The sequence below is a fragment of the Pseudomonas sp. IT-196MI5 genome, assembly GCF_949767415.1.
Classification (GTDB): Bacteria; Pseudomonadota; Gammaproteobacteria; order Pseudomonadales; family Pseudomonadaceae; genus Aquipseudomonas.
Window position 1 is genome coordinate 30,128 of the sequence record NZ_CATKPZ010000022.1, and the last position, 18,952, is coordinate 49,079.

Below are 18,952 nucleotides of genomic sequence, written 5' to 3' on the forward strand. Positions count from 1 at the left end.
TATTATTTTTCTGGGCAGGATCGAGATTGCGTTCGGGTGTTGTAACCAGCTGTTTTTTTGTTCTGCTGTGGATCGATTATCAGCGAGGGGTTGCGGGGGCGAAACTTCAATTTTAACATAGGGGCTGTTAAAAAATTTAACAGCAGAAGGCGCCCGGAACCATGCCTGACCACCGTTTGCCGCCACTCAACGCGGTGCGTGCCTTTGATGCCGCGGCCCGGTTGGGCAGCTATGTCGAAGCCTCCAAGGCCCTGCACGTGACCCAGCCGGCCATCGGCCGTCACGTGAAGTTGCTGGAAGACTGGCTGGGCATCCAACTGTTCGAGCGCACCTCTCGCGGGGTCAATCTGACGGTGGCGGGGGAGAAGTACCACCGCAAGATCACCGCCGCCTTGCAACTGATCATCGAGGCCGGAAAAGAGGCGCAGCCCAAACACGCCGAGCGCTGGCTGCGCATCATGGTGGTGCCGGGGTTCGCCAAGCGCTGGCTGATGCCGCGCATCGAGGCCATGCGTCATCTGCGCCCGGGCCTGAAGTTCGCCATCGAACCCAATTCGACCTTCACTGAAGTGGATGGCAAAAGCGCTGACCTGGGCATCGTCTACGGGTTGGACGGCCAATATGCCCACTCGCGCACCAGCCTGATTTGTCCTCGGGTGTTTCCGATCTGTTCCCCCGATTATCTGGCCAGTGTCGAGCCCATCGACTGCCCCGGGGACCTGGTCAAACACAATTTGATCCACGTCGACGACGGCGAGTGGTGGAACCTGTGGTTCGCCGCCAACGACCTCGACATCCACCTCAATTCGGACATGCTCTACGTCAACAACGACCACGCATTATCCGTGGCCGAGAGCGGGCAGGGCATTGCGCTGGCCAACGAAGTGCTGGTGCGCGAAGAACTTCATAGCGGCAAGCTGGTGCGGGTGGTGGACGCGCAAGTGAAGCTGGAAAGCTATCGGGTGCTGACGCCGTCCGCCGAGCTCTCGGCGGACGTGGCGTGGTTTATCGACTGGCTCAAGAGCGAACTGGAGCAGGACTTCCCGGAGGCGGTGATCCGCGTCTGAGAAGTCCTGGCGGACTCAACTCAAGCGGAAGCGCCCGGTATTGTCACTTAAGGCCTTGCTGCCGTGGCTCAGGGTGTCCGCAGCCTGGTTCACCGCGCGGGCCCCTTCGAGCAAACGCACCGCCGCTTGATCGACCTGCTGGATATTGCCGCTGACTTCGTCGGCGGTACTGGCCTGTTCTTCCACAGCCGTGGCGATTTGCGCCAGGGTATCGGTGACGCTCTGCACCGCACTGGCGATTTCCCCAAGCCGTTCACCGAGGCCGGTGACCGCTTGTGCATCGCTCTCTGCTTGACTGCAGGCGGCTTGCATCAGGCTGACCGCCTCATTCACCGTGTTGCGCAGGCTGTCGACCGTGCCGGCAATCTGTGCGGTCGACGATTGGGTGCGTTGCGACAGGCTGCGCACCTCATCGGCCACCACCGCGAAGCCACGCCCTTGCTCGCCCGCCCGAGCCGCCTCGATGGCGGCGTTGAGTGCCAACAGGTTGGTCTGCTCGGCAACGCCGCGAATGGTGTCGACCACCAGTTGAATCTGCTGTCCTTGTTCACTGACCCGGCCCAACGCCGCGGCAGTCTCGTTCAGGCGTTGATTGAGTTGCTGGATACTCGCGGTGGTGCGCTGGCTGTCACGGCTGCTGTCGGCGGCAATGCGCCGGGTGTGTTGGGCGCTGCCGGACGCCTGTTCGCAACTGTGGGCCACCCCTTGGGAGGTGGCGGCCAATTGCGTCGCCGCAGCGGCAATCTGGCTGATCTGCAACTGCTGGGCTTCGACTTCGCCCAGGGCGTCGCTGGAGTGATGATTGAGGGTTTGCACCGCTTTGCTCAGTTGCAGGGTTTCGTGATCCACCCCTTGCAGGCTGCTGCGCAGTTGCACCACGGCGACGTTCAGCGCGGTACTGATGACGGCCAGCTCGTCCCGGCCCTGAACCGGCACTTGCAGACTCAGATTGCCATCGCGCAAGGCCTCGGCCAGTACCGTGATGCCGCTGGCGCTGCGGCGGATCGAGGCCTGCAAGCAGATGAACAGATACAGCGCCGCCAATAGCAGGCAGCCGAACACGGCGGCCACCACAGTGAACTGGCGGATCGCCGAGCCGTGGTAGTAATCCAGGCGTTGATCCAGCGACACCAGCGACTGCTGGCGCAACGAGGCAAGGTTGGAGAGCAGGGCATCGAGACTGCGTTCGAAGTCCTCCGGCTTGAGATTGATGCTGCCGCCGAACACGCCATCATCCAGCACCTTCAGGCCCGCATCGAGGCGCTTGAGGCTGTCGCGGTATTGCCCGGCCCAGGTTTGCAGGGCGCTGGGCAAGCGCGCTTCGAGCAGGCCAGCCGTTTTCACCAGCTGCTCCCGAGCATCGCCGATGCGGCTGCGCAAGTCGCGCAGTTGCAGGCGGCTTTGCAGGGTGAACTGTCCGGACACCACTGACGCCTGACCCACCGCCGCGAGCCGACCGACCCGTTCGATCAGGTCTGGCGCATGCTGGGTGGAGATCTGCGTCAGCAAATAGGTTTCCAGCCACGGTGCCAGCGTCAGGCGATTGTCCATGGCGATCTGTTCGCGCAAGGCTTGCAGGGCGCTCAAGGCATTGGTGAAGCGATCATAGCCATCCGGCCACCAGCCGATATTGCTCAGGCTTTTTGAGTCGAGGCCATCGAGGGCAGTTTGCAGGGCCTGGTAACGCGACAGGGCTTCACTCTCGGCGCTTTCTTTCTGCAGGGCATTGCCCAACTCGGCAGTGACCTGGCTGACGGCGGGTTGAACTGCATCGAAAGCGGCCATCGCGGCGAGGGTGGCCGGCGTTGGCTGGCGATTGGTTTCCGTGGCGCGCCACCGGGCGGCGCGATCACGCTGGGCGGCGAGCAGGTCATCCAGCGCATCGAGCGCAAGCAGTTGTCGCACCCCGGCGCGTTCGCCGGAGATCAGGCTGAGTTTGTCGCGATAGTCCTGGCCGATCATCCACAGGCTGCCGGCCAGAGGCAGGATAAACAGCAGAAACAACAGCTGGAATTTGCGTGCAAAGCCAAAACGCCCCAGCAGCCCGATCCCCGGTGATAAAAAAGCCTGCATGCCCCATGACTCCTCTGGACACCACGCACCATTGGCGTGCGTCGGAGGTTGTCGCACCTCCGACTCGTGCCCTCTAAAAAGGCCTCGAAAGTTCACCCTTGTCCGCTCTGTAGGCCGACTCTGTGGCGAAACTTCCCATTGTCGGTCTCCTTTGTAAGGAGGCCGCGTTCAAGCCGAGAAGGAAGGCAAGATTCAGACCATGGCTTTGCGCCATCAAGGTTGTGGCGATGAAAAACGAAGGTCGTTAGCTGGCTAAGGGGATGGCGTTGCTGCACTGAAAAATGGCACATTGACGCACCTGCACGTTTGTACCTCCTGTTGTCTGGAAACTCCCATGGCCATCAGCAACGCCCAGACCGGCTCAGTGCCGGCGTCCGCTACGCCCCAAAGCAGTCCCCTGGTGATGCGCATCATCGGCGCGGTAGCGCTGGCGCACTTGATCAACGACCTGATCCAGTCGGTGCTGCCGTCGATCTACCCGATGCTCAAGGCCAACTATGGCCTGACCTTCACCCAGGTCGGCCTGATCACCCTGACGTTCCAGTTGACGGCCTCGCTGCTGCAGCCGTGGGTCGGTTACTACACCGACCGCCATCCCAAACCCTGGTTATTGCCGGCGGGGACGGTCTGCACCCTGGTCGGTATTCTGATGATGTCGGTGGTCGGCAGCTTTCCGTTGATTCTGCTGGCGGCGGGTTTGATCGGCATCGGGTCTTCGACCTTCCACCCGGAAGCGTCCCGCGTGGCGCGCCTGGCTTCAGGCGGGCGCTTCGGGCTGGCGCAATCGACCTTCCAGGTCGGCGGTAACGCAGGCTCGGCGTTCGGCCCGTTACTGGCGGCAGCGATCATCATTCCCTACGGTCAGGGGCAGGTGGCGTGGTTCGGCCTGTTCGCGGTGTTTGCGCTGTTCGTGCTCTACCGGATCAGCCGCTGGTACGCCAACCACTTGAACCTGTTCAAGCTCAAGCAAGGCCAGGCAGCGACTCACGGGTTGTCGAAGGGGCGGGTGACCAGCGCGTTGGTGGTACTCGGGTTGCTGGTGTTCTCCAAGTATTTCTACATGGCCAGTCTCACCAGCTACTTCACTTTCTACCTGATCGAGAAGTTCGACCTGTCGGTGGCCAGTTCGCAGTTGCACCTGTTCCTGTTTCTCGGCGCGGTAGCGGCGGGGACATTCTTTGGCGGGCCGATCGGCGACAAGATCGGGCGCAAGGCGGTGATCTGGTTCTCGATCCTCGGCGTTGCACCCTTCACCTTGCTGCTGCCCCATGTCGACCTGTTCTGGACCAGCATCCTCAGCGTGGTCATCGGCTTTATCCTCGCCTCGGCGTTCTCGGCCATCGTGGTGTACGCCCAGGAACTGGTGCCGGGTAATGTCGGGATGATCGCCGGGGTGTTCTTCGGTCTGATGTTCGGTTTCGGCGGGATTGGCGCGGCATTGCTCGGGCATCTGGCGGACATACACGGCATCGAGTACGTGTATTCCCTGTGTTCGTTCCTGCCGTTGTTTGGGGTGTTGGCGATTTTCCTGCCGCGTACCAAAAAGACCTGAGCCGACAAAAAATCCCTGTGGGAGCGAGCTTGCTCGCGATGACGGTATGACATTCAACGATGATGTCGTCTGATACACCGCTATCGTCGGAACGCCGCCCGGAGCAAGCTCGCTCCCACAGGGGATTTTTGGTGTCACTGATAAAACGGTAAGGCACAAAAAAGCCGCGTATCAAACGCGGCTTTTTCTTGGGCGGTGTGGCTTACACGTTGAAGCGGAAGTGCATCACGTCGCCGTCTTTGACGATGTAATCCTTGCCTTCCAGGCGCCATTTACCGGCTTCCTTGGTACCGGCTTCGCCCTTGTACTGGATGAAGTCGTTGTAGGCGATCACTTCGGCGCGGATGAAGCCTTTTTCGAAGTCGGTGTGGATCACGCCAGCGGCTTGCGGTGCGGTGGCTCCGACGCGGACGGTCCAGGCGCGGACTTCTTCGACACCGGCGGTGAAGTAGGTCTGCAGGTGCAGCATTTCATAACCGGCGCGGATCACGCGGTTCAGGCCAGGCTCTTCGAGGCCCAGGGCTTCGAGGAACATGTCTTTCTCTTCGCCGTCATCGAGTTCGGCGATTTCCGCTTCGATCTTGTTGCACACCGGTACAACCACGGCGCCTTCTTCTTCGGCGATGGCTTTGACGATGTCCAGCAGCGGGTTGTTCTCGAAACCGTCTTCTGCGACGTTGGCGATGTACATGACCGGCTTGGTGGTCAGCAGGTGGAAGCCCTTGATCACCGCTTTTTCGTCGGCGCCCATGTTCTTCATCAGAGTGCGCGCTGGCTTGCCTTCGGTGAAGTGGGCGATCAGTTGCTCCAGCAGGCCTTTCTGGACTACGGCGTCCTTGTCACCGCCTTTGGCGTTGCGCGCGACTTTCTGCAGTTGCTTTTCGCAGCTGTCGAGGTCGGCGAAGATCAGTTCCAGGTCGATGATCTCGATGTCGCGTTTCGGGTCGACGCTGTTGGAGACGTGAATCACGTTCTCGTCTTCGAAGCAGCGGACCACGTGGGCGATGGCATCGGTTTCACGGATGTTGGCCAAAAATTTGTTGCCCAGGCCTTCACCTTTCGACGCGCCAGCAACGAGGCCAGCGATGTCGACGAATTCCATGGTGGTCGGCAGGATGCGTTTTGGATTGACGATGGCAGCCAGGGCGTCCAGGCGCGGATCCGGCATCGGCACGATACCGCTGTTGGGTTCGATGGTGCAGAAGGGGAAGTTCTCGGCCGCGATCCCGGACTTGGTCAGGGCGTTGAACAGGGTGGACTTGCCGACGTTAGGCAGGCCGACGATGCCGCAATTGAATCCCATGGTGTTTCCCCGAGGAGTTAGAGTCAGGCCTTCTGGCTGTGCAGGGTTTTCATCGCGCGGTTCCATTCCCCGGCGAGGATATCCGGCAGCACGCCGAGGGCAAAGTCGATGCTGGCATCGAGTTTTTCCTGTTCGGCGCGTGGCGCACGACCCAGGACGAAATTTGAAACCATACTGGCAACGCCCGGGTGGCCAATGCCGAGCCGCAAGCGATGAAAGGTATTCTGATTGCCCAATTGCGCAATGATGTCGCGCAACCCGTTGTGACCGCCATGGCCGCCGCCCTGTTTGAGCTTGGCGACGCCGGGTGGCAGGTCGAGTTCGTCGTGCGCCACGAGGATTTCTTCAGGCGTGATGCGGAAGAAACCTGCCAGAGCTGCCACGGCCTGGCCGCTACGGTTCATGTACGTGGTGGGAATCAGCAGACGAACATCCTGACCCTGATGCGAATAGCGCCCGGTCAGGCCGAAATACTTGCGGTCCGCCACAAGGTTGACGCCTTGTGCGTTCGCGATGCGCTCAACAAAAAGGGCCCCTGCGTTATGCCGGGTCTGTTCGTATTCAGCGCCTGGATTTCCCAGGCCAACGATCAGTTTGATGGCAGTCACGATAGGGGCCCTTCATTGGAGTGGTGGATAACATCGCCGCAATCAGGGAGAGCGGCGAAAGTGGAGGAAAATAGCTCATTTACCATGATGTAAACTCCGCGTTCTCGCCCGCTTTCTCGCTACGCTCTAGTCCGCGATGTTTCCGGTCACTCCGGCGTACAGAGTAAAATTACTCTGCAGCGCCTTCTGCAGCTTCTGGAGCAACACGTGGAGCGTGGACGTTGGCAACAGCCTTGTCATCGCCGTGTGCCAGGGCAACGAACTCAACGCCTTTAGGCGCCTTGAGGTCCGACAGGTGAATGATCGAACCGATTTCAGCGTTAGCCAGGTCGACTTCGATGAACTCAGGCAGATCTTTCGGCAGGCAGGAAACTTCGATCTCGGCAACAACGTGCGAGATTTCGCCGCCTTTCTTGGTCGGTGCTTCTTCGTTGATGAAGTGCACTGGAACGACAGCGGTCAGTTTCTGGCCAGCGACTACGCGTACGAAGTCAGCGTGCATCACGTGGCCTTTGGCCGGGTGACGCTGCAGGGCTTTGATCACGACGTTCTGCTTGGTGCCACCAACATTCAGCTCGATGATGTGGCTGTAAGCCGCTTCGTTTTCGAGCAGTTTGGCAACTTCTTTGGCCAGCATGCTGATGGATTCAGGGGCTTTTTCGCCACCGTAAACAACAGCTGGAACCAGGGCGGCGAGACGACGCAGGCGGCGGCTCGCACCTTTCCCCAGGTCGGAACGCACTTCAGCATTCAGGGTAAAATCGTTCATGTTGTATCTCCAAAATAACCACATTCGCCCCAGCGTTTGCGACCAGCGCTAAAGGCGATATGGGCAAAAAAGCCCCGCCCCGACAGGAATGCCGGGGCGGGGCGCTTTTCGTCAACGAGACATTTCGAGAAGGGCAGGGCCCTTAGCGGAACATCGCACTGATCGATTCTTCATTGCTGATGCGGCGAACCGCCTCGGCAACTACCGGCGCGATATCCAGTTGACGGATACGCGAGCAGGCTTGTGCAGCAGCGGACAACGGGATGGTGTTAGTCACCACCAGTTCGTCCAGCATGGAATTTTCGATGTTTTCGATCGCCCGACCGGACAGCACAGGGTGCGTGCAGTAGGCGAAAACCTTGGCAGCGCCATGCTCTTTCAAGGCCTTGGCCGCGTGGCACAGAGTGCCGGCGGTATCGACCATGTCATCGACCAGAATACAGGTGCGCCCTTCGACATCACCGATGATATGCATCACTTCAGAGTGATTGGCTTTCTCACGGCGTTTGTCGATGATCCCGAGATCCACGCCCAGGGATTTGGCAACGGCACGTGCACGCACGACGCCACCAATGTCCGGGGACACGATCATCAGGTTTTCGAAGCGCTGATCTTCGATGTCATCCACCAGAACCGGGGAGCCGTAGATGTTATCTACCGGAATATCGAAGAAACCCTGGATTTGGTCAGCATGCAGATCAACCGTGAGAACACGGTCGATGCCGACTACGGTAAGCATGTCAGCCACGACTTTCGCGCTGATAGCCACACGTGCGGAACGCGGACGGCGATCCTGACGGGCATAACCAAAGTAAGGAATAACAGCAGTGATACGAGTAGCCGAGGAGCGGCGGAAGGCATCAGCCATCACAACCAGTTCCATCAGGTTATCGTTGGTCGGAGCGCAAGTCGGCTGAATAATGAAGACGTCTTTACCGCGAACGTTTTCATTGATCTCGGCTGTAATTTCGCCGTCGGAGAATTTACCGACAGAGATGTCACCGAGAGGGATATGCAGCTGACGTACGACACGTCGAGCCAGATCGGGGTTAGCGTTCCCCGTAAAGACCATCATCTTGGACACGCGCAGTACCTGAAGGCTGAGGGTAACCTGGATGAGTATAGGAAAATGGCAGGGGCGGCTGGATTCGAACCAACGCATGGCAGGATCAAAACCTGCTGCCTTACCGCTTGGCGACGCCCCTGTATCTGTTGCAACGATTACCCAGTAATCGGTTCCTTTAGAGCAGACTTCGCAGCTTGCGATGCAACATCGAAACGTTGCTTCCTTTTGCTACAAAACCTGTAAGGGTCTCTGTCAGAAGGGCCGAGACTTTATCAGCTTCAGCTTTGCTTGGGAAGCCCCCAAACACACAACTTCCAGTTCCGGTGAGTTTTGCTTCGGTAAATTTACCTAGCAAATTCAAAGCGTTACGTACCTCTGGATAACGCCTTGTTACCACCGGCAAGCAGTCATTTCGACTGTTTCCCTTGGGAACGGGGCGCACTTTAATGGGAGGAGTGTTACGTGTCAACAACGGATCTGAAAAAATTTCTGCCGTACTTACAGAGACTTGCGGCACCAGCACGAGATACCACGGTTCTTCCGGGTCGACAGGGGTCAGTTTTTCCCCCACGCCTTCGGCGAAAGCCGCGTGGCCACGTACGAAAACCGGGACATCGGCGCCGAGCGTCAACCCCAGGCCGGCCAGGCGATCTTCATCCCAGCCCAATTGCCACAGGTGATTGAGACCGAGCAGAGTCGTTGCGGCATTCGAACTGCCGCCACCGATACCACCGCCCATGGGCAGGACCTTGTCGATCCAGATATCGACGCCCAGCAAGCAAGCGGATTGCTCCTGAAGTTTTTTCGCGGCCTTGACGATCAGGTTGCTGTCGTGGGGGACTCCCGGGAATTCGGTGTGCAGCCGGATGACACCGTCATCGCGCAGGGCATAGGTGATTTCGTCGCCGTAATCGAGAAACTGAAACATCGTCTGCAGTTCGTGGTAGCCGTCTTCGCGGCGCCCCAGGATGTGCAGCATCAAATTGAGTTTGGCTGGCGAAGGCAGTGTCAGGCGATTGTCTGGCATTTCACTGCCCCAATTTGCGCGGTTGCCAAGCCTTGATCACCAGCGTGACATCCAGGTCGGTGCCATGCAGTTTGATCCGTTCGGGCAGCCAGTAACCGTTCAGCTGGGTATATTCGGTGTACTCGACCTGCCAACCGTCCTGTTCGAGACTGGCCAAACGACTGTCGCTGTCCAGCGTCAGACGGCTTTTGCTGTCCGGAGCCGGGAGCCCGCGTACCCACCAGGCCAGGTTGGACACAGGCAACTTCCAGCCCAACTGTTCTTCAAGCAGCACTTCCGGATTCGGTGCGTCGTATCGTCCCTGATTGGCGACTTCCAGCGACACCTTGCCCGGGCGTCCGGTCAGGCGAGCTGCGCCACGGCCCAGTGGTCCGGACAGGCGAATGTCGTAGTAATCCTGACGCTGCAACCAGAACAGCGTGCCGCTGCCCGAGTCTTTCGGTGCGCGAATGCCGATCTTGCCGTCGATCTGCCAGCCATCAAGGCCTGCAAGCTGCTGTTTGTGCTCTCGCCATTGGGCGGGGTTGCCGTGACCCTCGACTGATTCGCGGGGACCCAGGCCCGCGCAACCGGCGAGCAGGGCGATAAAACTGAAAACGATGAAATGGCGCAAAAACATAATCTTAAAGAGTCTCTGATCCGGTCAGGCGTTTGATGGTGCCGCGCAGGGTCGGGCTGTCGGGTTGTTCCTTGAGGAACTTGCCCCAGACCTGTTTGGCTTCGCGCTGTTTGCCGTTGGCCCACAGCACTTCGCCCAGGTGCGCGGCGACTTCCTGGTCGGGGAAGCGATCCAGGGCCTGGCGCAACAAGCGCTCGGCTTCGTCGAGATTGCCCATGCGGTAATTCACCCAGCCAAGGCTGTCGAGTACTGCCGGGTCTTCCGGACTGATCTGGTGCGCCTGTTCGATCAGGGCCTTGGCTTCGGCGTAGCGTGTGGTGCGGTCAGACAGGGTGTAGCCGAGGGCGTTCAACGCCATGGCATTGTCCGGGTCGCGCTTGATGATCGCGCGCAGGTCTTTTTCCATCTGCGCCAGGTCATTGCGTTTTTCCGCCTGCATGGCCCGGGTGTAGAGCAGGTTCAAATCGTCCGGGTATTGCTGCAAGGCTTGTTGCAGAGTTTTCCAGGCCTTGTCGCCCTGGTTGTTGGCGGACAAGGTTTCGGCTTCGATCAGGTACAGCTGAATCGCATAATCGGGCTGCTCATCGCGCTCTGCCGCCAGCTTTCTTTGCGCTTCGGCGGTCCTGCCGTTGTTCATCAGAATGTCGGCCTGGCGCAATTGCGCCGGCAGGAAGTCACTGCCCGGGCCAACCCTGGCGTATTCGATCAGCGCGCCTTGCGGGTCGTTTTGTTCTTCGGCAATGCGACCGAGATTCAGGTGCGCCGAGTCGACGTGGCTTTCCCGGGCGATCAGGTCTTCCAGGTAACCCTTGGCCTCGTTCCAGGCCTTGGCTTCCAGGCAGACCAGTGCCAGGGAGTAACGCAGTTCGTCGTCCTCCGGGTATTGCTGAACCAGGCTGGAGAACTCGGCCTTGGCGTCGTCCATACGGTTCTGCTCAACCAGCATCCGCGCATAAGTCAGGCGCAGGCGTTTGTCGTCCGGGTATTTCTTGATGCTTTTTTGCAGCAGCGGCAAGGCCTCGTCACCGCGATTGAGGGTTTGCAGCAGGCGTGCGCGCAGCAGGATCGGGGCAATTTCGCCTTCGTCCGGCGGATTGTTTTCCAGCAGCTTCAGCGCGCCTCTGGTATCGCCATCCTGTTGCATCAGCAGCGCCTTGCCGAAAATCAGCTGGCTGTTGTCCGGATGACGCTGCAACAAACGGTCGAAGCTTTTCATCAAGCCGTTGCGGGTGTCCTGGTCGGTGTCGGCCGCGGACAGCGCGAGGAAGTCGAAATGCGTGTCGCCCTTGCCTTGCAGGACTTTCTCCATATAGACCATGGAGTCGTCATAACGCCCGGCGCGTGCCAGCTGCACGGCGGCGGCGCGTTGCGCTTCGAGGTCGTTGGGGGCGTTTTTGGCCCAGATCAGCGCGGTGTCCAGGGCTGCCTGATCGGCGCCCAGATATTCGGCGATACGGAATGCCCGCTCGGAAATGCCCGGATCCTGGGTGTTGATGGCCTGGGTCACATAGTTGTCCAGGGCAATGTCGTAACGATTGCGCTGGCCTGCCAGTTCGGCGCTCAACAGGCTGAAGATGGTTTCCTCGCTGAATGAGCTGTAGACCTTGGGCTTTTCAGGGGCCGGGGTGCTGTCTTCAACCGGCGGCGTAGCGTCCGGTGAAACGGGTGCCAAGGCCTGGCAGCCGCTGAGGAAGACAAAAGCGAGGAGCAACGCGGAGGATCTATTCATATAGGAAGAGGACGACTAACCTGCGGTCGGATCATCATGACACAAGCTTTCGGCCAAACATAACCGCCCCGCCATTTTCGCATGCACACGGACCCTGTAGGAACTGGCTTGCCAGCGAAGGCGATGGTCCAGTCGACAGATTGGTTGTCTGTCCTGTCGTTTTCGCTGGCAAGCCAGCTCCTACAGGGATCGATGCGTGCACATTGAGTGTGTGTAAACGAGAACCGGTCGCAACGTCGACGTTGTCTACCGGCGCGATAGATATCGAGTGGTTGTTCTGATTCCGTCGAAGTAGGACAATTACCGGCTTCACGTCACCATCAGCGACTTTGAATGGCCTTCCTTGCACTCGGTATTAACCACAAGACTGCTTCAGTAGACGTCCGCGAGCGCGTGGCTTTTACCCCTGAGCAACTGGTTGAGGCCTTGCAGCAGCTCTGCCGACTCACCGACAGCCGCGAAGCTGCGATCCTCTCCACCTGCAATCGCAGTGAACTCTATATAGAACAGGATCACCTGTCGGCGGAGATCGTGCTGCGCTGGCTGGCCGAATATCATCATTTGAGCTACGACGAGCTGCGCGAAAGCGCCTATGTGCATGAAGATGATGCGGCAGTTCGTCACATGATGCGGGTCGCTTCCGGGCTCGACTCTCTGGTGTTGGGCGAACCGCAGATTCTCGGCCAGATGAAGTCGGCCTATGCCGTGGCCCGGGAGGCCGGCACCATCGGGCCGTTGCTCGGGCGGTTGTTCCAGGCCACGTTCAATGCGGCCAAGCAAGTGCGCACCGACACAGCCATCGGCGAGAACCCGGTGTCGGTGGCGTTTGCCGCGGTGAGCCTGGCGAAACAGATTTTCAGCGACCTGCAACGCAGCCAGGCCTTGCTGATCGGCGCCGGAGAGACCATCACCCTGGTCGCCCGCCATCTGCATGAGCTGGGTGTAAAGCGTATCGTGGTGGCCAACCGTACCCTGGAGCGCGCCAGCATCCTGGCCGAGCAGTTCGGTGCTCATGCGGTGTTGCTGTCGGATATTCCGGCGGAGCTGGTGCGCAGCGATATCGTCATCAGTTCCACTGCCAGCCAATTGCCGATTCTGGGCAAGGGGGCAGTGGAAAGCGCCTTGAAGCTGCGCAAGCACAAACCGATCTTCATGGTCGATATCGCCGTTCCGCGCGACATCGAGCCAGAAGTCGGCGAGTTGGACGACGTTTACCTCTATAGCGTCGACGATCTCCACGAAGTGGTCGCCGAGAACCTCAAGAGCCGTCAGGGCGCAGCCCAGGCTGCCGAAGAGATGGTCTCGGTTGGTGCCGAAGACTTCATGGTCCGTCTGCGTGAATTGGCGGCGGTGGACGTGCTCAAGGCCTATCGTCAACAAAGCGAACGCCTGCGCGACGAAGAGCTGCAAAAGGCCCAGCGCCTGTTGGCCAACGGCACCAGCGCCGAAGAGGTGCTGGTGCAGTTGGCGCGCGGCCTGACCAACAAACTGTTGCACGCACCGAGCGTGCAGCTGAAAAAGCTCTCTGCCGAAGGTCGCCTGGATGCGCTGGCGATGGCCCAGGAACTCTTTGCCCTCGGTGAGGGCTCATCGGATAGCTTTTCGGATAAAAAACCGCAATGAAAGCGTCACTGCTCAATAAGCTGGATATCCTCCAGGACCGTTTCGAGGAATTGACTGCCCTGCTGGGCGACGGCGAGGTCATTTCCGATCAGAACAAGTTCCGCACCTATTCCAAGGAGTACGCGGAAGTCGAACCGATCGTGGGCGTCTATAAAGAACTGCTCAAAGTGCAGGATGACCTCGAAGGTGCCCAGGCACTGCTCAAGGACAGCGACCCGGACATGCGTGAAATGGCCGTGGAAGAAGTCCGCGAGGCCAAGGAACGCCTGGTCATGCTCGAAGCCGACCTGCAGCGCATGCTGCTGCCCAAGGACCCGAACGACGGGCGCAACGTGTTTCTCGAAATCCGTGCCGGCACCGGCGGCGACGAGGCAGCGATTTTCTCTGGCGACCTGTTCCGCATGTATTCGCGCTACGCCGAGCGCCGTGGCTGGCGTGTGGAAATCCTCTCGGAAAACGAGGGTGAACACGGCGGCTACAAAGAGGTGATTGCCCGGGTCGAGGGCGACAACGTCTACGGCAAACTCAAATTCGAGTCCGGTGCGCACCGCGTGCAACGGGTTCCGGCGACCGAATCCCAGGGCCGCATCCACACGTCGGCCTGCACCGTGGCGGTATTGCCCGAGCCGGACGAGCAGGAAGCGATCGAGATCAACCCGGCCGACCTGCGCATCGATACCTATCGCTCCTCCGGCGCCGGTGGCCAGCACGTCAACAAGACCGATTCGGCGATCCGCATCACGCACTTGCCATCCGGTATCGTGGTCGAGTGCCAGGAAGAGCGTTCACAGCACAAGAACCGCGCCCGGGCGATGTCCTGGTTGTCGGCCAAGCTGAACGATCAGCAGACCTCCGCCGCGGCCAACGCCATCGCCAGTGAGCGCAAGTTGCTGGTGGGTTCCGGTGATCGTTCCGAGCGCATCCGCACCTACAATTTTGCCCAGGGCCGGGTCACCGACCACCGGGTCAACCTGACTCTGTATTCCCTCGACGAGATCCTCGCCGGCGGTGTCGAGGCGGTGATCGAGCCGTTGCTGGCCGAGTACCAGGCCGATCAATTGGCAGCGATAGGTGAGTAAATGACGATCATTGCCAGTTTATTGCGCGCCGCCGATTTACCCGACTCGCCCACGGCGCGTCTGGATGCCGAATTGCTGCTGGCGGCGGCATTGGGCAAATCCCGCAGTTTCCTGCATACCTGGCCGGAGCGCATCGTGCCGAGCGACGCGGCGCTGACGTTCGCCGAATATTTGCAGCGCCGCCGCAGCGGGGAGCCAGTGGCCTATATCCTCGGCCAGCAGGGTTTCTGGAAGCTGGATCTGGAGGTGGCACCGCACACATTGATCCCGCGTCCGGACACCGAACTGTTGGTGGAGGCCGCGCTGGAGCTGTTGCCGGCCACACCGGCTAAAGTGCTCGACCTCGGCACCGGCAGCGGCGCGATTGCCCTGGCCCTGGCCAGCGAACGTCCGGCCTGGAACGTCACTGCCGTGGACCGGGTGCTGGAAGCCGTGGCCCTGGCCGAACGCAATCGCCAGCGCCTGCACCTGAACAACGCCACCGTGCTGAGCAGCCATTGGTTCAGTGCCCTGGAAGGTCTGCGTTTTCAACTGATCATCAGCAATCCGCCCTACATCGCAGCGGCGGATCCGCATCTGGTCGAGGGCGATGTGCGTTTTGAACCAGCCAGCGCCCTGGTGGCCGGTGTCGACGGGCTCGACGATCTGCGTCTGATCGTCGCCCAGGCGCCGGACCATCTCGATGCTGGCGGCTGGCTGATGCTCGAACATGGCTATGATCAGGCCGGGGCGGTCCGCGATTTGCTGCTGACCCGCGGATTTGAAGAAGTCCACAGCCGCACCGATCTGGGCGGTCACCAACGCATCAGTCTGGGGCGCCGGCCGTGCTGAATGATCAGGAGTTGCTGCGTTACAGTCGGCAGATTCTGCTGCAACACATCGATATTGACGGCCAGTTGCGGCTCAAGGAAAGCCGCGTATTGATCGTCGGTCTTGGCGGCCTTGGCGCGCCAGTGGCGCTGTATCTGGCGGCGGCCGGCGTTGGCGAGTTGCACCTGGCGGACTTCGACACGGTCGATCTGACCAACCTGCAACGCCAGATCATTCACGACACCGACAGCGTCGGCATGACCAAGGTCGATTCGGCGCTCAAGCGCCTGAGCGCGATCAATCCTGAAATTCAACTGATCGCCCATCGCGCGGCACTGGATGAAGACTCCCTGGCTGCCGTGGTGGCAGGCGTGGATCTGGTCCTCGATTGCTCGGACAATTTTTCCACCCGTGAAGCGGTCAATGCCGCTTGTGTGGCGGCCGGCAAACCGCTGGTCAGCGGCGCAGCGATTCGCCTCGAAGGGCAATTGTCGGTGTTCGATCCGCGTCGGTCGGAGAGTCCGTGCTACCACTGTTTATACGGGCACGGCAGCGAAGCCGAATTGACCTGTAGCGAGGCCGGCGTGGTCGGTCCGTTGGTGGGGCTGGTCGGCAGTCTGCAAGCGCTCGAAGCACTGAAGTTGCTGGCCGGATTCGGCGAGCCGCTGGTGGGGCGCCTGCTGTTGATCGATGCCTTGGGCACGCGCTTCCGTGAGTTGCGGGTCAAGCGCGATCCGGGTTGCAGCGTTTGTGGGTCGAAACATGCGTGAAGCGCCGATTGGCGTGTTCGACTCCGGTGTCGGCGGGCTCTCGGTACTGGCCGAGATCCAGCGCTTGTTGCCCAACGAGACGCTGATGTACGTCGCCGACTGCGGGAATATTCCCTATGGCGAGAAAACCCCGGAATTTATCCGGCAGCGTTGCAGCGTGATGGCCGACTTCTTTCAGCAGCAGGGCGCCAAGGCCCTGGTGCTGGCCTGCAACACGGCGACGGTGGCTGGCGTCGCCGACTTGCGCCGTGACTATCCCGAATGGCCCATCGTCGGCATGGAGCCGGCAGTCAAACCGGCCGCCGCCGCAACCCGCTCCGGTGTGGTGGGGGTGCTGGCCACTACCGGCACCTTGCAGAGCGCCAAGTTTGCCGCGTTGCTTGACCGTTTCGCCACGGACGTGAAAGTGATTACCCAGCCCTGTCCCGGGCTGGTTGAACTGATTGAAAACGGCGATCTGCGCAGCCCCGAGCTGCGTCAGCTATTGGCCGGGTATGTCGAACCACTGCTGGCCGCCGGCGCGGACACCCTGATTCTTGGCTGCACCCATTACCCCTTTCTCAAGCCGATGCTCCGGCAGATGATCCCCGAGGACATCAGCCTGATCGATACCGGTGCCGCCGTCGCGCGGCAACTGCAGCGGCTTTTGGTCGAAGGCGAACTGCTCGCCGAGGGGCCTGCCCGTGAAGCGCAGTTCTGGACCAGCGCCGACCCGCTTCATTTCAGAAATATCTTGCCGATACTGTGGAATACAGCTGGCATTGTGCGAAGCTTCAACAGGTAAGAAAGTCCAAAGGAATCAAATGGAAAATTGGGGTGAACTTCTGATAAATCGCCGATTTCTATAGTTTTGCAGAGCTGAGCAACAAAAAAAACCAAACGAAATTGTTCGGAAAGGGATGTTTCTAATGAAGCGACTATTCTGTTTGGCCGCGATTGCGGCCGCATTAATGGGGCACACCTTTACCGCGCAGGCGGCAGGTGTGGAGTTCGCGGTTGGTCAGACCAGCAATTCGACCATGACGTATCGACTGGGCATGCAATTCGATTGGGACCAGAGCTGGTGGCAGAGTGACGTCGGTCGCGTGACCGGTTACTGGAGTGGTGCCTACACCTACTGGGAAGGCGACAAGACCTCGAGCAATAACAGCCTGTCGTTCTCCCCGGTGTTCGTTTACGAATTTTCCGGCCAGAACGTCAAGCCTTACGTTGAAGCAGGCATTGGCGTGGCGGCGTTCTCCAATACGCGAGTCGAAGACAATAACCTCGGCAGTGCCTTCCAGTTTGAAGACCGGTTCGGTTTTGGCCTGCGCTTCAATGGCGGCCACGAAGTCGGGGTCCGCGCGACGCACTATTCCAACGCCGGGCTCGCCAGTTCCAACGACGGTGTAGAAAGCTACTCGCTGCATTACACGTTGCCGTTGTAAGCGCCACGGTTTTCAGCTGGTTGCAAATCTCCCTGTGGGAGCGAGCTTGCTCGCGATAGCGGCTTCAAATTCAACATCAATGTTGGCTGAAACACCGTCATCGCGGGCAAGCTCGCTCCCACAGGGGGGCGCGTTGTTTTCCCGTTTAGCGATACGCCGTCGAAATCCCCTGGCGTTCGTCGATGCACTCCGGTGCGCCCATCTCGAACTCCCGGCAGATCAGCGGGCGTTTTTCGTAGATGGTGCACATCATCGTGTTGCGATCCAGTGCGGCACACCAGCCGTCGTCCAGGCGCAGCATGACTTCCCCGCCCCAGTCATCGGTATCGATGAACCGTTCAGGCACACCCGTATCGGTGATCAGCATGACTTCGAGCTGACAGCAGCAGGCTGCGCAGGTCGAGCAAGTAACCGCAGGTTCCACGATTTGCGTAAGGGGGATGTTTTTCATGGCGCGCAGTGTAAGGCAGTCACCGGGTGCTGTGTGAAAGGTCTGACGGACGCTCAAGTATCGGAACGTCCGCGATACCGCTGCCGAAGATGGCGCTTTTTACGGTTGATCCTTGATCGGCGGCTGGCCGCGCACCATGGGTTTGCCGATCTCCAGTTTCACTTGGTCCGCTCGTTTAGAGAGTGGCCAGAGGGCGGCCATGAACGCTGCCGGGAAAGCGATCTCCAGCGGGCGGTCCTTGAGTTTGTCGAAGATGTGCCGTGCGGCTTTCTCCACCGGCCAGCTCAAGGGCATGGAGAAGTCGTTTTTCGCGGTCAGCGTCGTTTCGACAAACCCGGGGCTGATCACTGTGAGCTCTATACCTTCCGGGGCCAGGTCGATGCGAAGGGATTCGAGCAGATAACGCAGCCCTGCCTTCGAAGCGCCGCAGGCTTCTGTCGTGGGCAGCGGCAGGTAGGTCACCGTACTGGCCATGGCTACCATATGCGGTGCGGTGCCGGCCCGCAGCAAAGGCAGGGCGGCTTCGATGCAATAACTGCTGGCCAACAGGTTGGTACGCACCACGTGCTCGACAATCGATGCATCGAACTGCTTGGCGTCCACGTACTCGCTGGTGCCGGCATTGAGTATCACCGTGTCCAGCGAACCCCAGTCCTCGGCAATCTGCTCGCCGATCTCGCGCACGGTCTGGCTGTCGGTCAGGTCTCCGGCAACCACCAGCACTTGCCCCGGGTAACGTCGCGACAAGTCTTTCAGTGGTGCCACGGTGCGCGAGCTGACGGCCAGGTGTGCACCGGTTTTGAGGATTTCTTCGGCAAGGGCGGCACCAATGCCGCTGCTTGCACCCGTCAGCCAATATCGTCGTGCGAGTGTCCGACTCATCCCAATCTCCTTTTCAGCCAGGCGATTGCCTGGCCCAATACGGGTAAATGTTCATGACGCAAAGCCCCGGCATGGAGTTCATCCCGGTGGCGGTAAT

Annotated in this window: 18 protein-coding genes, 1 tRNA gene and 1 pseudogene; 8 read left to right on the top strand and 12 right to left on the bottom strand. The window is 59.9% G+C overall.

Annotation, left to right across the window (positions count from 1 at the left end; translation table 11 throughout):
* Positions 1-161 precede the first annotated feature (161 nt).
* A complete protein-coding gene (locus ACM6IK_RS14500; RefSeq protein ID WP_414874885.1) occupies positions 162-1,067 on the top strand; it encodes a LysR substrate-binding domain-containing protein in 906 nt (301 codons plus the stop codon).
* 15 nt (positions 1,068-1,082) lie between these two features.
* Here the strand turns inward: ACM6IK_RS14500 and ACM6IK_RS14505 are convergent, their stop codons facing one another.
* Positions 1,083-3,140 (bottom strand): methyl-accepting chemotaxis protein, encoded by a 2,058-nt coding sequence (locus ACM6IK_RS14505; protein ID WP_414874886.1) that lies wholly within the window; start codon positions 3,138-3,140, stop codon positions 1,083-1,085.
* 334 nt (positions 3,141-3,474) lie between these two features.
* Here ACM6IK_RS14505 and ACM6IK_RS14510 point away from each other — a divergent pair, with 334 nt between their 5' ends.
* Entirely contained in the window at positions 3,475-4,692 is a 1,218-nt protein-coding gene (locus ACM6IK_RS14510; protein ID WP_414874887.1) for an MFS transporter, read from the top strand.
* A gap of 202 nt (positions 4,693-4,894) precedes the next feature.
* Here the strand turns inward: ACM6IK_RS14510 and ychF are convergent, their stop codons facing one another.
* From ychF to ACM6IK_RS14550, 8 genes are all read right to left on the bottom strand, one after another.
* A complete protein-coding gene (gene ychF, locus ACM6IK_RS14515) occupies positions 4,895-5,995 on the bottom strand; it encodes a redox-regulated ATPase YchF (protein ID WP_218426638.1) in 1,101 nt (366 codons plus the stop codon).
* A 23-nt stretch (positions 5,996-6,018) separates the two neighbouring features.
* A complete protein-coding gene (gene pth / locus ACM6IK_RS14520) occupies positions 6,019-6,603 on the bottom strand; it encodes an aminoacyl-tRNA hydrolase (protein WP_223461112.1) in 585 nt (194 codons plus the stop codon).
* Positions 6,604-6,772: 169 nt separating this feature from the next.
* The gene (locus ACM6IK_RS14525; RefSeq protein WP_414874888.1) at positions 6,773-7,372 is read right to left on the bottom strand and encodes a 50S ribosomal protein L25/general stress protein Ctc; all 600 of its coding nucleotides are present in this window, start codon (positions 7,370-7,372) and stop codon (positions 6,773-6,775) included.
* Between the two features lie 142 nt (positions 7,373-7,514).
* Positions 7,515-8,456 carry a ribose-phosphate pyrophosphokinase gene (locus ACM6IK_RS14530; RefSeq protein WP_003208392.1) on the bottom strand — a complete coding sequence of 314 codons (942 nt, stop codon included), beginning with the start codon at positions 8,454-8,456 and terminating at the stop codon, positions 7,515-7,517.
* Positions 8,457-8,502: 46 nt separating this feature from the next.
* Positions 8,503-8,577 (bottom strand) — tRNA-Gln (locus tag ACM6IK_RS14535).
* Positions 8,578-8,613: 36 nt separating this feature from the next.
* Complete coding sequence (gene ispE, locus ACM6IK_RS14540; RefSeq protein ID WP_414874889.1) at positions 8,614-9,465, bottom strand: 4-(cytidine 5'-diphospho)-2-C-methyl-D-erythritol kinase; 852 nt, start codon at positions 9,463-9,465, stop codon at positions 8,614-8,616.
* A gap of 1 nt (position 9,466) precedes the next feature.
* Positions 9,467-10,084: a lipoprotein insertase outer membrane protein LolB gene (gene lolB / locus ACM6IK_RS14545; protein ID WP_414874890.1), complete on the bottom strand. Its 618-nt coding sequence runs from the start codon at positions 10,082-10,084 to the stop codon at positions 9,467-9,469.
* A 4-nt stretch (positions 10,085-10,088) separates the two neighbouring features.
* Positions 10,089-11,813 (bottom strand): tetratricopeptide repeat protein, encoded by a 1,725-nt coding sequence (locus tag ACM6IK_RS14550; protein WP_414874891.1) that lies wholly within the window; start codon positions 11,811-11,813, stop codon positions 10,089-10,091.
* Between the two features lie 333 nt (positions 11,814-12,146).
* On the opposite strand from ACM6IK_RS14550, the gene hemA reads away from it, so the two are divergent.
* The 6 genes from hemA (at position 12,147) to ACM6IK_RS14580 (ending at position 17,522) form a co-directional block, all read left to right on the top strand.
* Positions 12,147-13,436: a glutamyl-tRNA reductase gene (gene hemA, locus ACM6IK_RS14555; RefSeq protein WP_414874892.1), complete on the top strand. Its 1,290-nt coding sequence runs from the start codon at positions 12,147-12,149 to the stop codon at positions 13,434-13,436.
* Positions 13,433-14,515: a peptide chain release factor 1 gene (gene prfA, locus ACM6IK_RS14560; protein WP_414874893.1), complete on the top strand. Its 1,083-nt coding sequence runs from the start codon at positions 13,433-13,435 to the stop codon at positions 14,513-14,515. The genes hemA and prfA overlap by 4 nt, the downstream gene beginning before the upstream one ends.
* Positions 14,516-15,346: a peptide chain release factor N(5)-glutamine methyltransferase gene (prmC, locus tag ACM6IK_RS14565; protein ID WP_414874894.1), complete on the top strand. Its 831-nt coding sequence runs from the start codon at positions 14,516-14,518 to the stop codon at positions 15,344-15,346.
* Positions 15,340-16,095: a molybdopterin-synthase adenylyltransferase MoeB gene (locus ACM6IK_RS14570; RefSeq protein WP_414874895.1), complete on the top strand. Its 756-nt coding sequence runs from the start codon at positions 15,340-15,342 to the stop codon at positions 16,093-16,095. Before prmC ends, ACM6IK_RS14570 begins: the two co-directional genes overlap by 7 nt.
* Positions 16,088-16,879 (top strand): glutamate racemase, encoded by a 792-nt coding sequence (murI, locus tag ACM6IK_RS14575; RefSeq protein WP_414874896.1) that lies wholly within the window; start codon positions 16,088-16,090, stop codon positions 16,877-16,879. Before ACM6IK_RS14570 ends, murI begins: the two co-directional genes overlap by 8 nt.
* Positions 16,880-17,003: 124 nt before the next feature.
* The gene (locus tag ACM6IK_RS14580; protein WP_414874897.1) at positions 17,004-17,522 is read left to right on the top strand and encodes an acyloxyacyl hydrolase; all 519 of its coding nucleotides are present in this window, start codon (positions 17,004-17,006) and stop codon (positions 17,520-17,522) included.
* 145 nt (positions 17,523-17,667) lie between these two features.
* Here ACM6IK_RS14580 and ACM6IK_RS14585 read toward each other — a convergent pair whose 3' ends face one another.
* From ACM6IK_RS14585 to ACM6IK_RS14595, 3 genes and pseudogenes are all read right to left on the bottom strand, one after another.
* On the bottom strand, positions 17,668-17,973 hold the full coding sequence (locus ACM6IK_RS14585) for a YkgJ family cysteine cluster protein (RefSeq protein WP_414874898.1): 306 nt from the start codon (positions 17,971-17,973) through the stop codon (positions 17,668-17,670).
* Between the two features lie 99 nt (positions 17,974-18,072).
* Positions 18,073-18,855, bottom strand: coding sequence for an SDR family NAD(P)-dependent oxidoreductase (locus ACM6IK_RS14590; protein WP_414874899.1), 783 nt, complete (start codon positions 18,853-18,855; stop codon positions 18,073-18,075).
* Positions 18,852-18,950: pseudogene (locus ACM6IK_RS14595) on the bottom strand (transcriptional regulator); the annotation flags it as partial. The gene ACM6IK_RS14590 and the pseudogene ACM6IK_RS14595, both read right to left, overlap by 4 nt.
* Positions 18,951-18,952: the final 2 nt, after the last annotated feature.

Coding starts and splice junctions, on each gene's coding strand:
- prmC (WP_414874894.1), top strand. CDS start 14,516: ATGACGATCATTGCCAGTTTATTGCGCGCCGCCGATTTACCCGACTCG.
- murI (WP_414874896.1), top strand. CDS start 16,088: ATGCGTGAAGCGCCGATTGGCGTGTTCGACTCCGGTGTCGGCGGGCTC.
- hemA (WP_414874892.1), top strand. CDS start 12,147: ATGGCCTTCCTTGCACTCGGTATTAACCACAAGACTGCTTCAGTAGAC.
- ispE (WP_414874889.1), bottom strand. CDS start 9,465: ATGCCAGACAATCGCCTGACACTGCCTTCGCCAGCCAAACTCAATTTG.
- ACM6IK_RS14585 (WP_414874898.1), bottom strand. CDS start 17,973: ATGAAAAACATCCCCCTTACGCAAATCGTGGAACCTGCGGTTACTTGC.
- ACM6IK_RS14505 (WP_414874886.1), bottom strand. CDS start 3,140: ATGCAGGCTTTTTTATCACCGGGGATCGGGCTGCTGGGGCGTTTTGGC.
- ACM6IK_RS14525 (WP_414874888.1), bottom strand. CDS start 7,372: ATGAACGATTTTACCCTGAATGCTGAAGTGCGTTCCGACCTGGGGAAA.
- ACM6IK_RS14550 (WP_414874891.1), bottom strand. CDS start 11,813: ATGAATAGATCCTCCGCGTTGCTCCTCGCTTTTGTCTTCCTCAGCGGC.
- ACM6IK_RS14500 (WP_414874885.1), top strand. CDS start 162: ATGCCTGACCACCGTTTGCCGCCACTCAACGCGGTGCGTGCCTTTGAT.
- ACM6IK_RS14590 (WP_414874899.1), bottom strand. CDS start 18,855: ATGAGTCGGACACTCGCACGACGATATTGGCTGACGGGTGCAAGCAGC.
- ychF (WP_218426638.1), bottom strand. CDS start 5,995: ATGGGATTCAATTGCGGCATCGTCGGCCTGCCTAACGTCGGCAAGTCC.
- ACM6IK_RS14510 (WP_414874887.1), top strand. CDS start 3,475: ATGGCCATCAGCAACGCCCAGACCGGCTCAGTGCCGGCGTCCGCTACG.
- lolB (WP_414874890.1), bottom strand. CDS start 10,084: ATGTTTTTGCGCCATTTCATCGTTTTCAGTTTTATCGCCCTGCTCGCC.
- ACM6IK_RS14580 (WP_414874897.1), top strand. CDS start 17,004: ATGAAGCGACTATTCTGTTTGGCCGCGATTGCGGCCGCATTAATGGGG.
- prfA (WP_414874893.1), top strand. CDS start 13,433: ATGAAAGCGTCACTGCTCAATAAGCTGGATATCCTCCAGGACCGTTTC.